Below are 18,101 nucleotides of genomic sequence, written 5' to 3'. Positions count from 1 at the left end.
AATGAGCGCATGGGACGCGGAAGGCTAAGGATCCATCTCGGCGCGGCACCCGGAGTGGGCAAGACGTACGCCATGCTCTCGGAGGGCCACCGCCGGGTGGAACGCGGCACCGACTGCGTCGTCGGCTTCGTCGAGCACCACGGGCGGCCGCGCACCGAGGTGATGCTGCACGGCCTCGAACAGGTGCCCAGGCGGGAGCTCTCGCACCGGGGCGCCGCCTTCACCGAGATGGACGTGGACGCGCTGCTCGCCCGCCGCCCCGACGTGGCCCTGGTGGACGAGCTCGCGCACACGAACGTCCCCGGCTCGCGCAACGCGAAGCGCTGGCAGGACGTGGAGGAGCTGCTGCGCGCCGGGATCGACGTGGTGACCACCGTCAACATCCAGCACCTGGAGTCCCTCGGGGACGTGGTGGAGAAGATCACCGGGGTGCGCCAGCGCGAGACCGTGCCGGACGAGGTGGTGCGGCGGGCCGACCAGATAGAGCTGGTCGACATGTCCCCGCAGGCGCTGCGCCGGCGCATGGCGCACGGCAACATCTACCAGCCGGACAAGGTCGACGCGGCCCTGTCGAACTACTTCCGGCCGGGCAACCTGACCGCACTGCGCGAGCTCGCGCTGCTGTGGGTCGCCGACCGGGCCGACGAGTACCTCCAGCAGTACCGGGGCGACCACGGCATCCGCTCGGCCTGGCAGGCCCGTGAGCGGATCGTGGTGGGCCTCACCGGCGGCCCCGAGGGGCGCACCCTCATCCGCAGGGCGGCCCGGATGGCGGCCAAGGGCTCCGGCAGCGAGGTCCTCGCCGTCTACATCGCCCGCAGCGACGGGCTGACCTCGGCCTCGCCCAAGGAGCTCGCGGTGCAGCGGACCCTGGTCGAGGATCTTGGCGGAACGTTTCATCATGTGATCGGCGACAACGTCCCCGACTCCCTCCTCGCCTTCGCCCGCGGCGTCGACGCCACCCAGATCGTGCTCGGCTCCAGCCGCCGCAAGGCCTGGCAGTACGTGCTGGGGCCCGGCGTGGGCGCCACCGTCGCCCGCGACTCCGGCCCCGACCTCGACGTGCACATCGTCACCCACGAGGAGGTGGCCCGGGGCCGGGGGCTGCCCGTGGCCCGCTCGGCGGCCCGGCTCGGCCGGCCCCGGATCGTGGCCGGCTGGGTGGTCGGCGTGGTCTTCCCCGCGCTGCTGTGCACGCTGCTGACCAACATCGACGCCGATCCCGGCCTCGCCAACGACATGCTGCTCTTCCTGGCGCTGACGGTCGCGTCCGCCCTGCTGGGCGGGCTCTGGCCGGCGCTGGCCTCGGCGGCCTTCGGGTCGCTGCTGCTGAACTACTTCTTCGCGCCGCCGGTGCACCGGTTCACCGTCTCCGACCCCAGGAACATCATGGCCATCGCCGTGTTCTTCGGAGTGGCCGTCTCGGTGGCCTCGGTGGTGGACCTCGCCGCCCGGCGCACCCACCAGGCCGCCCGGCTGCGGGCCGAGTCCGAGATCCTGTCCACCCTGGCCGGGAGCGTGCTGCGCGGCGAGACCGCCCTGGACGCGCTGCTGGAGCGGGTGCGCGAGACCTTCGCGATGGAGTCGGTGGCCCTGCTGGAGCGGGCCGGCGAGCTGGAGCCCTGGACCCCGGCCGGCAGCGTCGGGCCCCGCCCGGCCGCCCGGCCCGAGGACGCCGACGTGGACATGCCGATCGGCGACCACATGGCCCTGGCCCTGTCCGGGCGGGTGCTGCCCGCCGAGGACCGCCGCGTGCTCGGCGCCTTCGCCGCGCAGGCCGCCGTCGTGCTGGACCGGCAGCGGCTCGTGGGGGAGGCCGAGGAGGCGCGCCGGCTGGCCGAGGGCAACCGGATCCGGACCGCCCTGCTGGCCGCCGTCAGCCATGACCTGCGTACGCCCCTGGCCTCCATCAAGGCCTCCGTCAGCTCCCTGCGCTCCGACGACGTGGAGTGGTCCGAGGAGGACCGGGCCGAGCTGCTGGCCGGGATCGAGGAGGGCGCCGACCGGCTCGACCACCTGGTCGGCAACCTGCTGGACATGTCCCGGCTCCAGACCGGCACCGTGACCCCGCTGATCCGGGAGATCGACCTCGACGAGGTGGTCCCGATGGCCCTGGGCGGCGTACCGGAGGACAGCGTGCTGCTCGACGTGCCGGAGAGCCTGCCGATGGTGGCCGTGGACCCGGGACTGCTGGAGCGGTCCGTGGCCAACGTGGTGGAGAACGCCGTCAAGTACAGTCCCGCCGGAGAGCGGGTCCTGGTCGCGGCCAGCTTCCTCGGAGACCGGGTCGAGGTGCGCGTCGTCGACCGCGGGCCCGGGGTCCCCGACGAGGCCAAGGACCGGATATTCGCCCCCTTCCAGCGGCACGGCGACGCCCCGCGCGGCGCCGGCGTGGGCCTGGGGCTCGCGGTGGCCAGGGGCTTCGCCGAGGCCATGGACGGCACGCTCGCCGCCGAGGACACTCCCGGGGGCGGGCTGACCATGGTGCTCACCCTCCGGGCGGCGGCCCGCGGCGGCCCGCCGGAACCCGCCGGAACCGAACCGACCGAAGCCGGGGACCTCCCCGCCGAACGACAGAAAGCAGGTCCCCGATGACCCGGGTGCTCGTGGTGGACGACGAGCCGCAGATCGTCCGAGCCCTCGTGATCAACCTCAAGGCGCGCAAGTACGAGGTCGACGCGGCCGCCGACGGGGCGGGCGCCCTGGAGCTCGCGGCCGCCCGCCACCCCGACGTGGTCGTCCTCGACCTCGGCCTGCCCGACATGGACGGGGTCGAGGTCATCCGGGGCCTGCGCGGCTGGACGCGGGTGCCGATCCTGGTGCTCTCGGCCCGGCACAGCTCCGACGAGAAGGTCGAGGCCCTCGACGCGGGCGCCGACGACTACGTCACCAAGCCCTTCGGCATGGACGAGCTGCTGGCCCGGCTGCGCGCCGCCGTCCGCCGGGCCGAGCCGTCCGCCGGGACCGGCGAGGACGAGGTGGTCGTCTCCACCGAGGGCTTCACGGTGGACCTCGCGGCCAAGAAGGCGGTGCGCGAGGGGCGCGACGTACGCCTCACCCCCACCGAGTGGCACCTGCTGGAGGTGCTGGTGCGCAACGGCGGGAAGCTGGTCAGCCAGAAGCAGCTGCTCCAGGAGGTCTGGGGGCCCTCCTACGGGACCGAGACCAACTACCTGAGGGTCTACATGGCCCAGCTGCGCCGCAAGCTGGAGGCGGACCCCTCGCACCCCCGGCACTTCATCACCGAACCGGGCATGGGGTACCGCTTCGAGAAGTAGCGGGGGCTTCGAGAGGCGGCGGGGGCGCCGGTACGCTTCCGGTATGAGTGCTGAACCGCGTCCCGAGAAGCCCGCGAAACCGGCCAGGCCGGCGGGCCGGTTCCGCCGGATGATAGAGCGGCTGTCCACCTCCCAGGAGGAGCTGCATTCGGCGGAACTGCAGGAGGACGCAGAAGCCGCGGGGTGCACGCGGATCTGCGACTGCCACGACCGTCAGATAGTGAAGGTGACCGGCACGCTGCGCACCGTCACCCTCCGGCCCCGGGCGGGGGTGCCCGCCCTGGAGGCCGAGCTGTTCGACGGCTCCGCCGCGCTGGACGTGGTCTGGCTCGGCCGTCGCTCGATCGTGGGAATCGAACCCGGGCGGCGCATGATCGCTTCGGGCCGCGTCTCGATGAGCCACGGCCGCCGGGTGCTCTTCAACCCGAAGTACGAACTCCGCCCGCTCGGACAGGAGCACTGACCGGTGACGCCACTCGACAAGCCGACCACGCCGGAGCCGGGCGCCGCGCCCGCCGACGACCAGAGCGCGGTCACGCAGGCAGCGCTCTTCGACGCCTTCGGCGGCGTCCGGGGCACCGTGGAGACGATGCTCCCCGGCCTGCTCTTCGTGATGATCTACACGATCAACAAGGACGTGAAGTCCTCCGCCATCGCCGCGGGCGGGGTCGCCGTACTGCTGGTGATCGTGCGGCTGCTGCGCAAGGACACCGTGAAGCACGCCTTCAGCGGGGTCTTCGGGGTGGGTCTGGGCGTGGCCTTCGCCCTGTTCACGGGCGACCCGAAGGGCTTCTACCTGCCGGGCATGATCTACGGGGTCTGCCTGGGCCTGGCCTTCACGCTCTCGGCGCTGGCGGGCTTCCCGCTGCTGGGCGTGATCCTCGGGCCGGTGTTCAAGGAGAACCTGTCCTGGCGCACGCGCAACCCGGGGCGCAAGAAGGCGTACGTGAAGGCCAGCCTCGCGTGGGGGCTCATCTTCCTCGCCAAGTACGCGATCATCTTCCCGCTGTACTGGTGGGGTGACGCGACGCAGCTCGGCTGGGTGCTGATCGCGCTCAAGCTCCCGCCGATGGTGCTGGCCGTGTACTTCACCTGGGTCTTCCTGGCGAAGGCTCCGCCGCCGATCGACGTGATCGCCGAGTACGAGGCCGAGGAGGCCGCGCAGGAGGCCGCGAAGGCCGCCGCGAAGGAGGCACAGGCCGGGCAGTCGGCCCAGCCGGGGCAGTCCGGCCGCCACAAGCGGGTCTGAGACGCCTGAGACGTCTGAGACGCGGGAGAAGGGGCGGGGCGGCCGGGATGGCCGCCCCGCCCCTTCTTCGTGTGCGCCGCCGGCTAGTGACGGGCCTGGAGGAGGTCCTCCAGCTGCTCCTCGCGGGCCTGGGCGGCCACGAAGAGGAGCTCGTCGCCCGGCTCCAGGGTCTCCTCGCCGTGCGGGGTGAGCACCCGGTTGCCGCGGATGATCGTGACCAGGGAGGTGTCCTCCGGCCAGGAGATCTCGCTGATCTGGGTGCCGGCGACCGAGGAGTCGGCCGACAGGGTCAGCTCCACGAGGTTCGCGTCGCCGTGGCTGAAGCGCAGCAGCCGCACCAGGTCGCCGACGCTGACGGCCTCCTCGACCAGGGCCGACATCAGGCGCGGCGTGGACACCGCGACGTCGACACCCCAGGACTCGTTGAAGAGCCACTCGTTCTTCGGGTTGTTCACGCGCGCCACCACGCGCGGGACCCCGTACTCGGTCTTCGCCAGCAGCGAGACGACCAGGTTCACCTTGTCGTCGCCCGTCGCGGCGATGACCACGTTGCAGCGCTGCAGCGCCGCCTCGTCGAGCGAGGTGATCTCGCAGGCGTCGGCCAGCAGCCACTCCGCCTGCGGCACCCGCTCCACCGAGATGGCGGTCGGCGCCTTGTCCACGAGGAGCACCTCGTGGCCGTTCTCCAGCAGCTCGCCCGCGATGGAGCGGCCCACGGCCCCGGCTCCGGCGATCGCGACCCTCATGCGTGTGCCTCCTCGGGGCCCTCGGCGAAGGCCGCCTCGACCTTGTCGATCTCGTCCGTGCGCATCATCACGTGGACGAGGTCGCCCTCCTGGAGGACGGTCTGCGAAGTCGGCAGCATCGCCTCGCCCAGGCGGGTGAGGAACGCGACACGGACGCCGGTCTCCTCCTGCAGTTTGCTGACCTTGTGACCGATCCAGGCCGCGGAGGTGTGCACCTCCGCGAGCTGCACCCCGCCGCTCGGGTCACGCCACAGCGGCTCCGCTCCCGAGGGGAGCAGCCGGCGCAGCATCTGGTCGGCGGTCCACCGCACGGTCGCGACGGTGGGGATCCCGAGGCGCTGGTACACCTCGGCGCGCTTGGGGTCGTAGATCCGGGCGGCGACGTTCTCCACGCCGAACATCTCGCGGGCCACGCGGGCCGCGATGATGTTGGAATTGTCACCACTGCTGACGGCGGCGAAAGCACCCGCCTCCTCGATCCCCGCCTCCCGCAGCGTGTCCTGGTCGAAGCCGACACCGGTGACGCGGCGGCCGCCGAACGAGGCACCGAGCCGGCGGAATGCGGTGGGGTCCTGGTCGACCACGGCGACCGTATGCCCCTGCTGTTCCAAGGTCTGCGCGAGGGCGGAGCCCACCCTTCCGCAGCCCATAATGACGATGTGCACGGCCGTCCTTCCGGCTGACAGCTGCTCGCTGGTTCCCAGCCTCATTGCATGCTCTGGCTAATCAGGGTCTCAGACCATGGCCCAAGCTACACACGGGCGGTCACCAGTGTGACCGTTTAGGGGTCCCGCAGGTGCTTCATTGGAGGCGCATTGGTGCGGATTGGGGGCAGGGGGTTCGTCAGCCACATTTCGAACGCTTACGATCCTCTGCGTGTCCAAACTGACCGACGTGCCCAAACGGATCCTGATCGGCCGGGCGCTGCGCAGCGACCGCCTCGGGGAAACGCTCCTCCCCAAGCGGATCGCCCTTCCCGTGTTCGCATCCGACCCGCTCTCCTCAGTGGCATATGCCCCTGGCGAAGTACTGCTGGTCCTGTCCATCGCGGGTGTGTCGGCGTACCACTTCAGCCCATGGATCGCGGTCGCGGTCGTCGTGCTGATGTTCACCGTGGTCGCCTCCTACCGGCAGAACGTCCACGCCTACCCCAGCGGCGGCGGTGACTACGAGGTCGCCAACACCAACCTCGGACCGCAGGCCGGCCTCACGGTGGCGAGCGCCCTGCTCGTCGACTACGTCCTCACCGTCGCCGTCTCCATTTCCTCCGGCGTCGAGAATCTCGGCTCCGCCGTCGATTTCGTCATCGAGCACAAGGTGCTCTCGGCGATCGTCATGATTCTGCTGCTCACGCTGATGAATCTGCGCGGAGTGAAGGAATCCGGGAAGCTCTTCGCCATCCCGACGTACGTGTTCGTCGGCGCCGTGTTCGTGATGATCGCGTGGGGTGCCTGGCGCGGCCTCGTGATGGGCGACACGATGGAGGCCCCGACCGCCCACCTGGAGATCAAGGCCGAGCACCAGGGGCTGGCCGGCTTCGCGCTGGTCTTCCTGCTGCTGCGCGCCTTCTCCTCCGGCTGCGCCGCCCTGACCGGTGTCGAGGCGATCAGCAACGGCGTGCCGGCCTTCCGCAAGCCCAAGAGCAAGAACGCCGCCACCACCCTCGCCCTCATGGGCGGCCTGGCCGTGACCATGTTCTGCGGGATCATCGGCCTGGCCATGGCCACCGACGTGAAGATGGCCGAGGCCCCCGCCACCAACCTGCTGGAGAACGGCGTCCCGGTCGGCGACGGCTTCGTCCAGCACCCGGTGATCTCCCAGGTCGCCGAGGCCGTCTTCGGCAACGGCAGCTTCCTGTTCGTGCTGCTCGCCGCCGCCACGGCCCTCGTCCTGTTCCTGGCCGCCAACACCGCCTACAACGGCTTCCCGCTGCTCGGCTCGATCCTCGCCCAGGACCGCTACCTGCCGCGCCAGCTGCACACCCGCGGCGACCGGCTCGCCTTCTCCAACGGCATCGTGCTGCTCGCCGGCGCGGCCATACTGCTGGTGTGGATCTACGACGCCGACTCCACCAAGCTGATCCAGCTCTACATCGTGGGCGTGTTCGTCTCCTTCACGCTGAGCCAGATCGGCATGGTCCGGCACTGGAACCGCCACCTGAAGACCGAGCGCGACCAGGCCGCACGCCGCCGGATGATCCGCTCCCGGGCGATCAACACCTTCGGCGCCTTCTTCACCGGCATGGTGCTGGTCGTCGTCCTCGCCACCAAGTTCACCCACGGCGCCTGGGTCGCCCTGCTGGGCATGCTGATCTTCTACGGCACCATGACCGCGATCCGTAAGCACTACGACCGCGTCGCCGCCGAGATCGCCGCCGACGAGGGCCCCAGCGACGACAGCGTGCGCCCCTCCCGGGTCCACTCGATCGTCCTGGTCTCCAAGGTCCACAAGCCGACCCTGCGCGCCCTGGCCTTCGCCAAGCTGACCCGCTCGGACACCCTGGAGGCGCTCAGCATCAGCGTCGACCAGGCCGAGACCAAGGCGCTGCGGGCCGAGTGGGAGCGGCGCGGGATCAACGTCCCGCTGAAGATCCTCGACTCGCCCTACCGCGAGATCACCCGGCCCGTGGTCGAGTACGTGAAGGGGCTGCGCAGCGAGAACCCGCGCGACGCGGTCAGCGTCTACATCCCCGAGTACGTCGTCGGACGCTGGTACGAGCACCTCCTGCACAACCAGAGCGCGCTGCGCCTCAAGGGCCGGCTGCTGTTCACGCCCGGCGTGATGGTCACCTCGGTGCCCTACCAGCTGGAATCCTCGGAGCTCGCCAAGCGGCGGGCGAAGAAGCGCCAGGAGTGGAACGCCCCGGGCGCGGTGCGCCGCGGCCCCGTCGACACGCCGAGGCAGCGCCAGAAGGACCCGGCGGGCAAGTAGCCGCGGAGACGCTGCGGAGCCGATGGCGAACGGCCGGAGGAGACCCACGTAAACTGGTGGGTCGGTCCTCCGGCCGTTCCCTTTTGATCCACTTCCCTTGGAGTCTCCCCACCATGACCGAGCAGAACGAGAAGCAGTCACTGGTCGGGGAGGAGTACGAGGTCGAGGTCGGTCCCGTAGCGCACGGCGGCCACTGCATCGCCCGCACCTCGGACGGCCGCGTCCTGTTCGTCCGCCACGCGCTGCCGGGCGAGAAGGTCATCGCAAAGGTCACCGAGGGCGAGTCGGACTCCCGCTTCCTGCGCGCCGACGCCATCACCGTCCTGACCGCCTCCAAGGACCGCGTCGAGGCCCCCTGCCCGTACGCCGGCCCCGGCAAGTGCGGCGGCTGCGACTGGCAGCACGCCAAGCCGGGCGCCCAGCGCCGCCTCAAGGGCGAAGTCGTCGCCGAGCAGCTGAAGCGGCTCGCCGGGCTCACCCCGGAGGAGGCCGGCTGGGACGGCACCGTCATGCCGGCCGAGGGCGACAAGCTCCCGGCCGGACAGGTCCCGCAGTGGCGCACCCGCGTCCAGTACGCGATCGACGAGACGGGCCGGGCGGGCCTGCGCAAGCACCGCTCGCACGACATCGAGCCCGTCGACCACTGCATGATCGCGGCGCCCGGGGTCTCCGAACTCGGCATCGAGAAGCAGGACTGGCCCCAGATGGCGACCGTCGAGGCCATCGCCGCGACGGGCTCGAGCGACCGCCAGGTCGTCCTCACCCCCCGCCCGGGCGGCCGCCTCCCGCTGGTGGAGCTCGACAAGCCGGTCTCCGTCCTCCGCGTCGAGGAGAAGGACGGCGGGGTGCACCGCGTCCACGGCCGCCCCTTCGTCCGCGAGCGCGCGGACGGCCGTACGTACCGCGTCGGCATGGGCGGCTTCTGGCAGGTCCACCCGCAGGCCGCCGACACCCTGATCAAGGCCGTCATGCAGGGCCTGATGCCGCGCAAGGGCGAGATGGCCCTCGACCTCTACTGCGGCGTCGGCATCTTCGCGGGCGCCCTCGCGGAGCGCCTCGGCGAGACCGGCGCGGTCCTCGGCATCGAGTCGGGCAAGCGCGCGGTGGAGGACGCCCGCCACAACCTGGCGGACTTCCCCCGGGTCCGCATCGAACAGGGCAAGGTCGACACCGCCCTCCCGCGCACCGGCATCACCGAGTGCGACCTGGTCGTCCTGGACCCGCCCCGCGCGGGCGCGGGCAAGCAGACGGTCCGCCACATCGCGAGCCTCTCGGCCCGCCGCATCGCCTACGTCGCCTGCGACCCGGCGGCCCTGGCCCGCGACCTGGGCTACTTCAAGGACGCGGGCTACCGCGTCCGCACGCTCCGCGTCTTCGACCTCTTCCCGATGACCCACCACGTGGAGTGCGTGGCGATCCTGGAGCCGGTGCGGGACGACGCCTGACCCGGCGAGCCCGCGCGGGGGCGGTACGTGCGACCTGTCCGCGTGTGTACGTTGTCAACATGTCAGGCGAGAGGGCTGTGGCGTCGCTCGTGTACGCTGCCGCCATGGCTGACGTGGACGCTGGGTCGCCGGAGCAGCTGGTTTCCGGGTCTGAGATCGCCCGCCTCGCTGGTGTGACGCGGGCGGCTGTTTCCAATTGGCGGCGGCGGTACGAGGACTTTCCCGCTCCCGCGGGTGGCGGTGTGAACAGTCCGCTCTTCGCCTTCGGCGAGGTGCGGCAGTGGCTGGAGCGCCAGCACAAGGGGCAGGGCGTTTCCGATGAGGTGAGGCTCTGGCAGGCGGTGCGGGCCGGCTACGGGGAGGACGCCGTCGCCGGGGTCGCCGATGTCGCGCGGTGGCTGGCCGGGGGCGAGGCTGCGCCGAACCTGCCCGCCGATGCCGGCCGGCTTGCCGAGGGGCTTGCACGGGGCGGGGGCGCCGGGGAGGTCGTCGAGGCGTTGGCCGAGCGGATCGGGCTGGCCGTCGGGCGGTCCGGGTCCGACCGGGTCACCTCCCAGCGGATCGTCCGCGCGCTGTGTCATCTGGCTCCGCCCCTTGCCGAGGGGGCCACCGTGCTGGATCCCGCCTGTGGCATTGGTTCCCTTCTTTTGTCCGTGGGGCCCCGCCATGGGCTGAAACGTTTCGGGCAGGAGCGGGAGCCGAACAGTGCGCGGCTGGCGCAGCTGCGTGCCGGGTTCGGGGGGCTGGAAGACGTGGCCGTCGTGGAGGGGGACTCGCTCTCTGGTGACCAGTGGTCCGGTGTGCGTGCCGATCTGGTGGTGTGCGATCCGCCCGTCGGCGTCACCGAATGGGGCCGCGAGGCCCTGCTGCTCGATGAGCGGTGGGAGTTCGGCACGCCGCCGAAGGCGGAGGGGGAGCTGGCCTGGCTGCAGCACGCGTACGCCCGTACCGCTCCGGGCGGGCGGGTCCTCGTGGTCATGCCCGCCTCCGTCGCGTACCGGAAAGCCGGCCGCCGGATCCGGGCGGAGATCGTGCGCCGGGGCGTGCTCACGCAGGTCGTCGCCCTGCCAGCCGGGGCCGCGGCCTCGCACGCGCTGCCCGTGCACGTGTGGCAGTTGACCCGGCCCCGGGACGTACGCGACGCCGCGACCGCCGTGCGGCTGGTGGACCTGACCGCGAACGAGCCGGACGGGCCGCTGGATCCCGCCCCGCACCAGGTGGCCGACGTCCCTCTCGTGGAATTGCTGGACGACGTCGTCGACCTGACGCCCGGGAGGCATGTCCTCGCCTCCCACCGTGACCACCTCGCCGAGTACACCGCCCTGCGGGCCCGGCTGGAGGGGCAGCTCGACCGGCTCGCCGAGCTCCTCCCGGCCCTCGCCGAAGGCGCCGGGTCGGGAAGCCTGGAGGCTTCGACCGTGAGCGTCTCCGAACTCGCGCGGGCCGGTCTCGTCGAGTTCGGGGACGGCGAGCCCGCCTCGGTGAGTGAGCAGCTGGATACTGATTATCTGCGCGGTTTCCTGCACAGTGCGGCGAACACCCGGCGGTCGACCAGTGCCACCGGCACCTACCGGTTCGACGGCCGCGGCGGCAGGGTTCCGAAGATGGACATCGACGCGCAGCGCAGGTACGGGCGGGCCTTCAACGCCGTCCAGGAGTTCGAGAACCAGGTGCGGGAGGTCGCGGACCTCGGCCGGCAGGCGGTGGAGTTGGCCCGGGACGGGCTGGGCAACGGCGCGCTCGCGCCCTCCGGGGACGTGGACGGCTGAGGGATCAGCTAGCGGCCGTTTGAGGGAGGAAGCCGCTTGGCAGGCCCGACCAGGAGACGTGCAGTGCCTCCCGGGCGCGGGTGCAGGCGACGAACAGCAGGCAGCGCTCCCGCAGCAGGTCCGATTCGTGCTGGAGGGCGTCGACGGAGGCGGGCGTGACCTCGCGTCCGAACGGCAGGCTGCCCGACGTCACCCCGAGGACGGCCACGCAGCGGAACTCCAGGCCCTTCATCGCGTGCATGGTCGCCAGGCGCACCCCGTCCTCCGCCGGGCCCGGGTTGTTCCGTACCCGGACCACCGGGATCCCTTCCGCCGCCAGTCGCTCGTACACCTTGTCGAGGAGGAGGTTGAAGCGGGCGCAGACGCCTATCTCGGACGGCTTCACGCCCTGCGCGATCCACTCCCGTACCCGGTCCACCAGCGCCGCGACCTCGGCCGGCTCGGAACCGTGCCCCTCCACGCCGGGCCGGCGCCCGTGCAGGACGGAGCGGTAGCCGGCCAGGCTGTCCGAGCCCGCGCCGCCCAGGTCGTCGACCGTCACCGGGGCCAGCACGCCGGTCGACCAGGTCAGGATCTCCTCCGTACTGCGGTAGTTGAGACGCAGGCGGGTCGTGCGCCCGGTCACCGAGATCCCCAGGGAGCCGAGTGACACCTTCGTGTCGTAGATCCGCTGGTGCGGGTCCCCGGTGATGAACAGGTCGTCGCTGCCGGGAGCGACCGCGCCGCGCAGCACCCGCCACTGGGCCGGGTGGAGGTCCTGGGCCTCGTCGACGACGACGTGGTCGTAGGCCGGTGCCGCCCCGGCGAGCAGCCGGGCGGCCCGCGCGCACACCTGGAGGTGGGTGGTGGAGCCCTGGCCGGCCAGGATCGACTCGAAGAGCTCGACGGCGGGCCACAGCTGCTCCCGCCGTGCGGTGGACAGGGCGTTCCCCCTGCCCCGGCGCAGGGCGGTCCGGTAGGTGTCGAGGTCTCGGATGTCCTGGGCCAGGACCACGTGCCGGTACTCCTGCGCGAGGAACTGCTCCGACCAGGGGAGCTGCAGCTTCTTCAGCACCCGCTGCCAGACCTGCCGCTCCTCCCGGTCGCCGAGGGGGGACGGCACCCGGGTGCCGCCCTCCGCCACGGTCCGGTGGGCGAAGGCGTTCACGGTGGTCACGTCCACCCGGTCCAGCAGTCCCTCGTCCCCGTCGAGCAGCAGCGACAGGCTCTCCCGCAAGGCCTGGGCCAGCGCGTTCGTGTACGTGGTGAGCAGGATCCGGGTATCGGGAGCGAGCGACAGCAGGTGTTTGACGCGGTGCAGCGCCACGACGGTCTTGCCGGTGCCCGGCCCGCCCGTCACCTGCACCGGTCCGCCGTACGAGGTCCGGTAGGCGACCCGGCGCTGTGAGGGGTGCAGGAACACCCGCCAGGCGGCGAACGGCTTGCTCAGGATCTCCGTCAGCTCGTCCGCGCCGGTCACCAGCGTGATGCGGCTCGTGGTGTTGGCGATCGCCGCGGCCAGGCTCGGGTCCGGGCCGGGTGCGGCGCCGGCCGGCCGCCGGACCGCGACGACGTCCCGGTAGACCTCCTCGGGGGTGAACCCCTCCGCGAGGTACTGGAGGGCCTCGAACTGGTCCTCGGGCAGCAGGGTCCCGAACGCTTCCAGCTGCGGCTTGTCGATGACGGTGCGCACCGCGCGCAGGACCTGGTCGTCGACGCCGAGGTCGCGCAGGACGGTGTCGGAGTACCGGCCGAAGAGGAGGGCGGGGGCCTGGGCGGCGGCCTTCTCCATGGTCGGCGTGAGCTGCTCGATCGCGACGACGTCGCGGACCTCCAGCGCCCGGGTCGCCTTGTTCGTCGTGTACAGCCGCTTGGCCGCCCAGGTGTACGCGTCGTCGTGCGGCACCACGTTGACCAGGAGGAAGACGTCGCTGCCGTCGTCCGGGGAGAGGACCACGCCCCGCCAGAAGTCGTTGACGCGGATCGTCCGCATCCGGGGGTCGCGCGCCTTGTCCACGGACTCCAGGTGCAGCCCCTTGTCCGCGTAGAGCTCGGCCACCGTCAGCTTCTGGAACTTCTCCATCGCCTTGCGCACGCCCGCTTTGACCGGCCTCTCCAGGACGTCGTAGCTCTGCCAGAAGCTGTTGGCGAACGCGAGCTGCGGCACGACGTGAACTCCCCACCCTGGAACGGCACTCCGGCGCTGATCATAAGGGCGGGTCAGCGCCCATCCGTAGGGACAGGGCGGCAATATCGGCCAGGAGCGCGGCCGGTTCCCGGTCCAGGTCCAGAGCGTGCTGGTGGAGTACGATGCCCGCGTGCCGGACCCGGTGGGCGGCGTGCGGGGCATTGCCCTTCGCGTAGACGAGATGCCCTTCGGGGAGTCCGAGCGCGGTGCAGTAGGCGAGCATCTGGTACAGGTCGGCGTCCGGGTATCCGTCCCTTTTCTCGGCCTTGTACTTGGCGTCGGCGACCGCGCGCGCTGTCCCCTCCGGCCCGTACAGCACGAAGTCCGGCTTCATGCGGATCGCGTCGTCCTCGTCGAGGTGGTGCGGGTCCTGGAGGGAGCCGGTGAGATCCGAGCCGCGCAGCGCCTCACGCAGGGCGACCGTCACGAAGTCCTCGAAGAGCTTGTTCATGTCGAACAGGAAACCGTCGATGCGCAGGCCGCCGGGCGCGTGCTCCGGCGAGGACCCGCAGAGCACGGCCCGGGCGAGGTGCAGGGCCGGCTGGTAGCGGGCGTTGAGCCGGGACGGGCGCCAGGACGGCAGCGGCCGGCCGGGTACCAGCGGGGTGGTGCCGTTGAACCGGGACCGCTGGTGCAGGAGTCGGCGGCGTACCTCGCGCGGCACACCCGGCAGGCGCAGCAGCTGCTCGACGGCCGCCCGCAGGACGCGGTTCTCCGCGATGTCGGTGGTGAACTCGTCGTACGCCACCTCGACGGGCAGCGTCGCCCCGAAGCGGCGCCGTATCTGGTCCGCCTCGCGGATCCGCCCGCGCACCACGAGCGCGCTCTCCTCGGTCGCCCGGTACCCCTGGAGCAGCCCTTGGCGCAGGGACCGGTCGATCTGCCGCTCCACGGCGTGCGCGAGCGCGGGCAGCACCTCGCGGTGCTCACCCACGTCGACCTGACCGTCCCGCCAGTGGCCCTTCGGGTCGAGGCTGTAGCCGAGCAGGAAGAACAGCCGCGCGACGGGGACCTTGGGCGTGATGCGGACGGTGACAGGCCCGTTCCCGCCGCCCGGTACGTCGACGGACACCGCGCCGACCTTGCTGCCGGCCCGCAGCAGCCAGAGGCCCGGCGTGTGTGGGTCGGGGGAGGCGTCCACGATGCGGGCTGCGGCCAGCGCCCGGCCGACCGCGTCCGGCAGGACGTGCCCGGTGGCCTGGGCGTGCTCGACGAGCTCGATGACCGGGGTCACGCGGGCGACACCGGATCGGGCTCCGGCGGCTTGGGGAGCGAGCGCCGCAGCGCGGCGAGCCCGTACCGCTTCTCGATGTCGACGCCCTCGCCGTAGTGGTGCTCCTCCAGCAGCGGAAGGATCTTCGTCCGCCAGGTGCGCTCCAGCCCGCCCTCCCGGTACACGCCCTTCTTCATCAGGTACGACGGCCCGATCCGGAAGTCCGGGTCGTCAATACGGGCGTTGAGCGCGTCCAGCAGCTCGGCCGGCTCGGCGTCACGTTCCTGGGACTCGAGCCATCGCCGCAGTAGCCCGCTGGTGGGCTCGGTGCGCGGCGACAGCTCAACGAACGCGAACCGGCGCCGCATGGCCGCGTCCACCAGCGCGATCGAGCGGTCCGCGGTGTTCATGGTGCCGATGACGAACAGGTTGGGGGGCAGCGCGAAGTCGTCGCCGGAGTAGGTCAGTCGGACCGACTTGTTCCGGTATTCCAGGAGGAAGTACAGCTCGCCGAAGACCTTGGCCAGGTTCGCCCGGTTGATCTCGTCGATGATCAGGAAGTGCGGCAGGTGCCGGTTGCCCTCCCGGGAGGCCAGGTCGGCCAGCTCGCGCAGCGGCCCGGCGGTGAGCCGGAAGGCGACCTCCCGGGTTTCGGGGTCCTCCTGCGGGCGGAAGCCCTCGAAGAAGTCCTCGTACGCGTAGGACGGGTGGAACTGGACCAGCTTCACCTGCTCCGGGCCGCCGCCCAGGAACTCGGCCAGCTTCAGCGCCAGATAGGTCTTTCCCGTGCCGGGCGGACCGTACAGGACGAGCTGCCGGTCGTCCCACAGCAGGTCCCGGACCTCGCGCAGCCACTCCGTCTCGTGGACCAGCAACTCGTCGGCCAGCTCGTCGGTCGGCTCGGGCAGCTCCAACTCCCGTCGGGCGGCGAGGGCCGGGATCTCCACGCTCGGATCCCGCTCCATCGCCCCGGCCTCGTCGGCCAGCTCCTCGTCCGTGAGGCCGAGTCCGTCGATCACGGCTTGGACGGTGGTCAGCTCCACGACGTCGTGCTGGATGGACAGCCGCTGCTGGAGCTCCTCGGGCAGCTCGTCGTACGCGTAGCCCTCGTCCTGCCAGGCCACCGGGCGGCGCAGGTTGGAACGGTGGTCCTCGGACTCCGTCTGCTCCACCTCGCCGGAGATCTCCCCGACGTACAGCCGCCCCCCGGAGATGGTGCACACGGTGTCGCCCGGCTTCATCCGGGACAGGAACGCGTGCAGCTCCTCCACCAGGTCCTGCTTCTGGCTGTAGGTCGCCGTGGACTCGTAGTCCTCCTGGACGAGGGTGCGGACCTGCTCCTTGCTGATACCCGTCTCCACCCCCTGCCGCAGCCGGGAGGCCGCCAGGGTCACCCGCCCTTCGAGCAGCCACATGCGCTGCACGAGGTCGAGGCCCGTGACGTTGGAGCCGCGGACCAGCCACGCGCGGTTCGGGCCCCAGGAAGCCCCCGGCATGAAATCGCCGAGGGGTCGGCCGTCCTCCGTCTTCCAGCTCAGCCAGCCGTTGCAACTGCTGCCGGTGAGGACGGAGCCGGCCTCGGAGGGGGAGTTGAAGGTGATCGTGTCGGTCGTCTCCAGCCAGCCGGGCCATGCCTGAGACTGCTTGATCCGCCCTTCGCCGATGAGCTGTTCGCGCAACCGGTGGGCGGAGGCCACCTGCTTGGCGAAAGACGGAACGGCCTCCGGGCGAACGGGCTGACCCGGCCCGACGACGAACCGGCGGCTACCGTTCGTCCCCATCTCGTCGGTCTGCCGCCCGCGCGCCTCAGGCCCGCCGTTCGGCAACCGCAGGCGGAACTCCGGGTACGGGTCCGTAGCCATCGGGGCCTTCCTTTCCTCATGAACGAGTGGGCGGATCACCTGCCGGCAGGCTAGCCGGAGCCACCGACAGTGCGACCGGCCCCCGTCACCAAGGGTCGAGATCGTGGTCGCGGGGTGCGGCGTCAGGGAGCACGACCTGGCGCGTACGGGCGGTCAGAGGAGTCAGCCGTGCCGTCGAGCGGTCGATGTGGAAGACGAAGGCCTTGGCCTTGTCCGCGAACGCCGCGGCCGGCCGGCTGATGCCGGCACCGGTCACCAGGATCAGCCGCTTGGGGACGACCTCGCCGGCTGCCGCAGCCAGCCCGTTGAGCCGTTCCACCTCGGACAGCGAGAGATCCTTGGTGCCGCCGTCCCGGATCTGGACGTCGAATCCACTGGAATGGATCGGGGCCGCGAAGTCACCTGTGGATACGGCGTCGAAGCCGAGCATGTTCAGCTGGTCGACGACAGCCCGCGGGATTCCCCTGCCGGGCGCCGTTACCGAGGTGGCCGGATCAGGCGTGGAGTCATCCTCGAAGAGTGCCGGGGCGTCGGGTTCAGGTTCCTCGACGGGGAAGAGGGAGTCCTGTCGCATCGACGGAACGCGCCCACGGCTGGCGGTACGCCTGACGGGCTCCCAGGGGAAGCTGGTGCCCCAGTGAGCGGGCCCCTTCCCGATCACATCCGCGAGTTCGTCGACGGACACGGTTGCGCGGGGGACACCCGGTGCGGCCGCCGACTGTTTCCCCAGACTGCGGGCGAGGTCCACCCGTCCCCAGGCGCCCCAGTCGCGGATGTACGCATCGACCATCCAGCCGAGGGCGGGCTTGACCGAGATCCGGACGAAGGCGTCGGCGAGTTCGGCGTCCACGTACGCCCCCGCGGACTCGGGGACCAAGACGAGCTCCGGGTCACTGCGCGAACCCCGGGCGAACCACCGGTTGCCCTCGACGACCCGACGCACGCGCACCCCGCGTGCGTCGAGGAGATCGGCCAGCTGGGTCATCTCCGAGGGTTCCCCCTCGTCCCAGCGCAACGGCGACGGCACCGGCGTGTCGAAGAGGTGGGCCGCCGCACGGGCGTACAGGGCGTCGACGAGCACCTCGACGGGTGTGTTCAGGGCCCACACGGACGGATCACTGTGCAGGTGTGGATCGACGATGGTCCAGGCGACCTGGTGTTTGTAGTTCAGGCGGGCGAGCGCGACGGAGCGACCTGCCGACAGGCCGACCTTCAGGAAGAGGGGCCCGGCGGAGTTGAACTCGACCCGGTCGGCCAACTCCGGATGGCGCTCAAGGAAGGTGCTCTCAAGGCTTTGGTGGTGCAGGAAGTTGCCGAAGGCGGCGACCAGGTCGCCAGGGGGGGAAGGCCAAGTGAACACGCTCCTGGGGGCTTGTGCCGCCGGGCGGTGCAGGCTAGACCGCCGGAAGGAAGCGTAGATCGCCCCCGATTCCGTGATCAA

At 71.3% G+C, this 18,101-nt stretch carries 13 protein-coding genes; 7 read left to right on the top strand and 6 right to left on the bottom strand.

Features of this window, described 5'->3' with window-relative positions; all coding sequences use genetic code 11:
• Positions 1–9 precede the first annotated feature (9 nt).
• The 4 genes from ACQKM2_RS09610 to ACQKM2_RS09595 are packed head-to-tail and all read left to right on the top strand — an operon-like array spanning position 10 to position 4,527.
• A complete protein-coding gene (locus ACQKM2_RS09610; RefSeq protein ID WP_427708084.1) occupies positions 10–2,595 on the top strand; it encodes a DUF4118 domain-containing protein in 2,586 nt (861 codons plus the stop codon).
• Positions 2,592–3,278 (top strand): response regulator, encoded by a 687-nt coding sequence (locus ACQKM2_RS09605; protein ID WP_427708082.1) that lies wholly within the window; start codon positions 2,592–2,594, stop codon positions 3,276–3,278. The genes ACQKM2_RS09610 and ACQKM2_RS09605 overlap by 4 nt, the downstream gene beginning before the upstream one ends.
• 43 nt (positions 3,279–3,321) lie before the next feature.
• Positions 3,322–3,741, top strand: a complete 420-nt coding sequence (locus ACQKM2_RS09600) for an OB-fold nucleic acid binding domain-containing protein (protein WP_007267057.1) — start codon at positions 3,322–3,324, stop codon at positions 3,739–3,741.
• A 3-nt stretch (positions 3,742–3,744) separates the two neighbouring features.
• On the top strand, positions 3,745–4,527 hold the full coding sequence (locus tag ACQKM2_RS09595) for a DUF3159 domain-containing protein (protein WP_427708080.1): 783 nt from the start codon (positions 3,745–3,747) through the stop codon (positions 4,525–4,527).
• An 83-nt stretch (positions 4,528–4,610) separates the two neighbouring features.
• Here ACQKM2_RS09595 and ACQKM2_RS09590 read toward each other — a convergent pair whose 3' ends face one another.
• Together ACQKM2_RS09590 and ACQKM2_RS09585 are read right to left on the bottom strand one after the other, a co-directional pair.
• A complete protein-coding gene (locus ACQKM2_RS09590) occupies positions 4,611–5,273 on the bottom strand; it encodes a potassium channel family protein (RefSeq protein WP_007267059.1) in 663 nt (220 codons plus the stop codon).
• The gene (locus tag ACQKM2_RS09585) at positions 5,270–5,938 is read right to left on the bottom strand and encodes a potassium channel family protein (RefSeq protein WP_358891940.1); all 669 of its coding nucleotides are present in this window, start codon (positions 5,936–5,938) and stop codon (positions 5,270–5,272) included. Before ACQKM2_RS09585 ends, ACQKM2_RS09590 begins: the two co-directional genes overlap by 4 nt.
• A gap of 211 nt (positions 5,939–6,149) precedes the next feature.
• On the opposite strand from ACQKM2_RS09585, the gene ACQKM2_RS09580 reads away from it, so the two are divergent.
• From ACQKM2_RS09580 to ACQKM2_RS09570, 3 genes are all read left to right on the top strand, one after another.
• Positions 6,150–8,204, top strand: a complete 2,055-nt coding sequence (locus ACQKM2_RS09580) for an APC family permease (protein WP_427708078.1) — start codon at positions 6,150–6,152, stop codon at positions 8,202–8,204.
• Positions 8,205–8,317: 113 nt separating this feature from the next.
• The gene (locus tag ACQKM2_RS09575) at positions 8,318–9,649 is read left to right on the top strand and encodes a class I SAM-dependent RNA methyltransferase (RefSeq protein ID WP_427708076.1); all 1,332 of its coding nucleotides are present in this window, start codon (positions 8,318–8,320) and stop codon (positions 9,647–9,649) included.
• Positions 9,650–9,753: 104 nt separating this feature from the next.
• A complete protein-coding gene (locus tag ACQKM2_RS09570; protein ID WP_427708074.1) occupies positions 9,754–11,418 on the top strand; it encodes an N-6 DNA methylase in 1,665 nt (554 codons plus the stop codon).
• 4 nt (positions 11,419–11,422) lie between these two features.
• On the opposite strand, the gene ACQKM2_RS09565 is transcribed toward ACQKM2_RS09570, so the two are convergent.
• The 4 genes from ACQKM2_RS09565 to ACQKM2_RS09550 all read right to left on the bottom strand — a co-directional run bounded on the left by ACQKM2_RS09565 (position 11,423) and on the right by ACQKM2_RS09550 (position 18,101).
• Positions 11,423–13,564 carry a UvrD-helicase domain-containing protein gene (locus tag ACQKM2_RS09565; protein WP_427708072.1) on the bottom strand — a complete coding sequence of 714 codons (2,142 nt, stop codon included), beginning with the start codon at positions 13,562–13,564 and terminating at the stop codon, positions 11,423–11,425.
• A 40-nt stretch (positions 13,565–13,604) separates the two neighbouring features.
• Entirely contained in the window at positions 13,605–14,819 is a 1,215-nt protein-coding gene (locus ACQKM2_RS09560) for an McrC family protein (protein WP_427708070.1), read from the bottom strand.
• Positions 14,816–16,660 (bottom strand): DUF4357 domain-containing protein, encoded by a 1,845-nt coding sequence (locus ACQKM2_RS09555; RefSeq protein ID WP_427708068.1) that lies wholly within the window; start codon positions 16,658–16,660, stop codon positions 14,816–14,818. The genes ACQKM2_RS09560 and ACQKM2_RS09555 overlap by 4 nt, the downstream gene beginning before the upstream one ends.
• 85 nt (positions 16,661–16,745) lie before the next feature.
• On the bottom strand, positions 16,746–18,101 hold the full coding sequence (locus tag ACQKM2_RS09550; RefSeq protein WP_427708067.1) for a hypothetical protein: 1,356 nt from the start codon (positions 18,099–18,101) through the stop codon (positions 16,746–16,748).

Source organism: Streptomyces sp. NPDC004126 (genome assembly GCF_050275515.1).
Classification (GTDB): domain Bacteria; phylum Actinomycetota; class Actinomycetes; order Streptomycetales; family Streptomycetaceae; genus Streptomyces.
Note: the sequence above shows the minus strand (reverse complement) of the source record. Positions and strands in the feature narration are given on the sequence as shown.

Excerpts from the sequence above, each read along its gene's own strand:
- ACQKM2_RS09610 (WP_427708084.1), top strand. The coding sequence starts at position 10 with ATGGGACGCGGAAGGCTAAGGATCCATCTCGGCGCGGCACCCGGAGTG.
- ACQKM2_RS09605 (WP_427708082.1), top strand. The coding sequence starts at position 2,592 with ATGACCCGGGTGCTCGTGGTGGACGACGAGCCGCAGATCGTCCGAGCC.
- ACQKM2_RS09600 (WP_007267057.1), top strand. The coding sequence starts at position 3,322 with ATGAGTGCTGAACCGCGTCCCGAGAAGCCCGCGAAACCGGCCAGGCCG.
- ACQKM2_RS09590 (WP_007267059.1), bottom strand. The coding sequence starts at position 5,273 with ATGAGGGTCGCGATCGCCGGAGCCGGGGCCGTGGGCCGCTCCATCGCG.
- ACQKM2_RS09575 (WP_427708076.1), top strand. The coding sequence starts at position 8,318 with ATGACCGAGCAGAACGAGAAGCAGTCACTGGTCGGGGAGGAGTACGAG.
- ACQKM2_RS09570 (WP_427708074.1), top strand. The coding sequence starts at position 9,754 with ATGGCTGACGTGGACGCTGGGTCGCCGGAGCAGCTGGTTTCCGGGTCT.
- ACQKM2_RS09555 (WP_427708068.1), bottom strand. The coding sequence starts at position 16,660 with ATGGCTACGGACCCGTACCCGGAGTTCCGCCTGCGGTTGCCGAACGGC.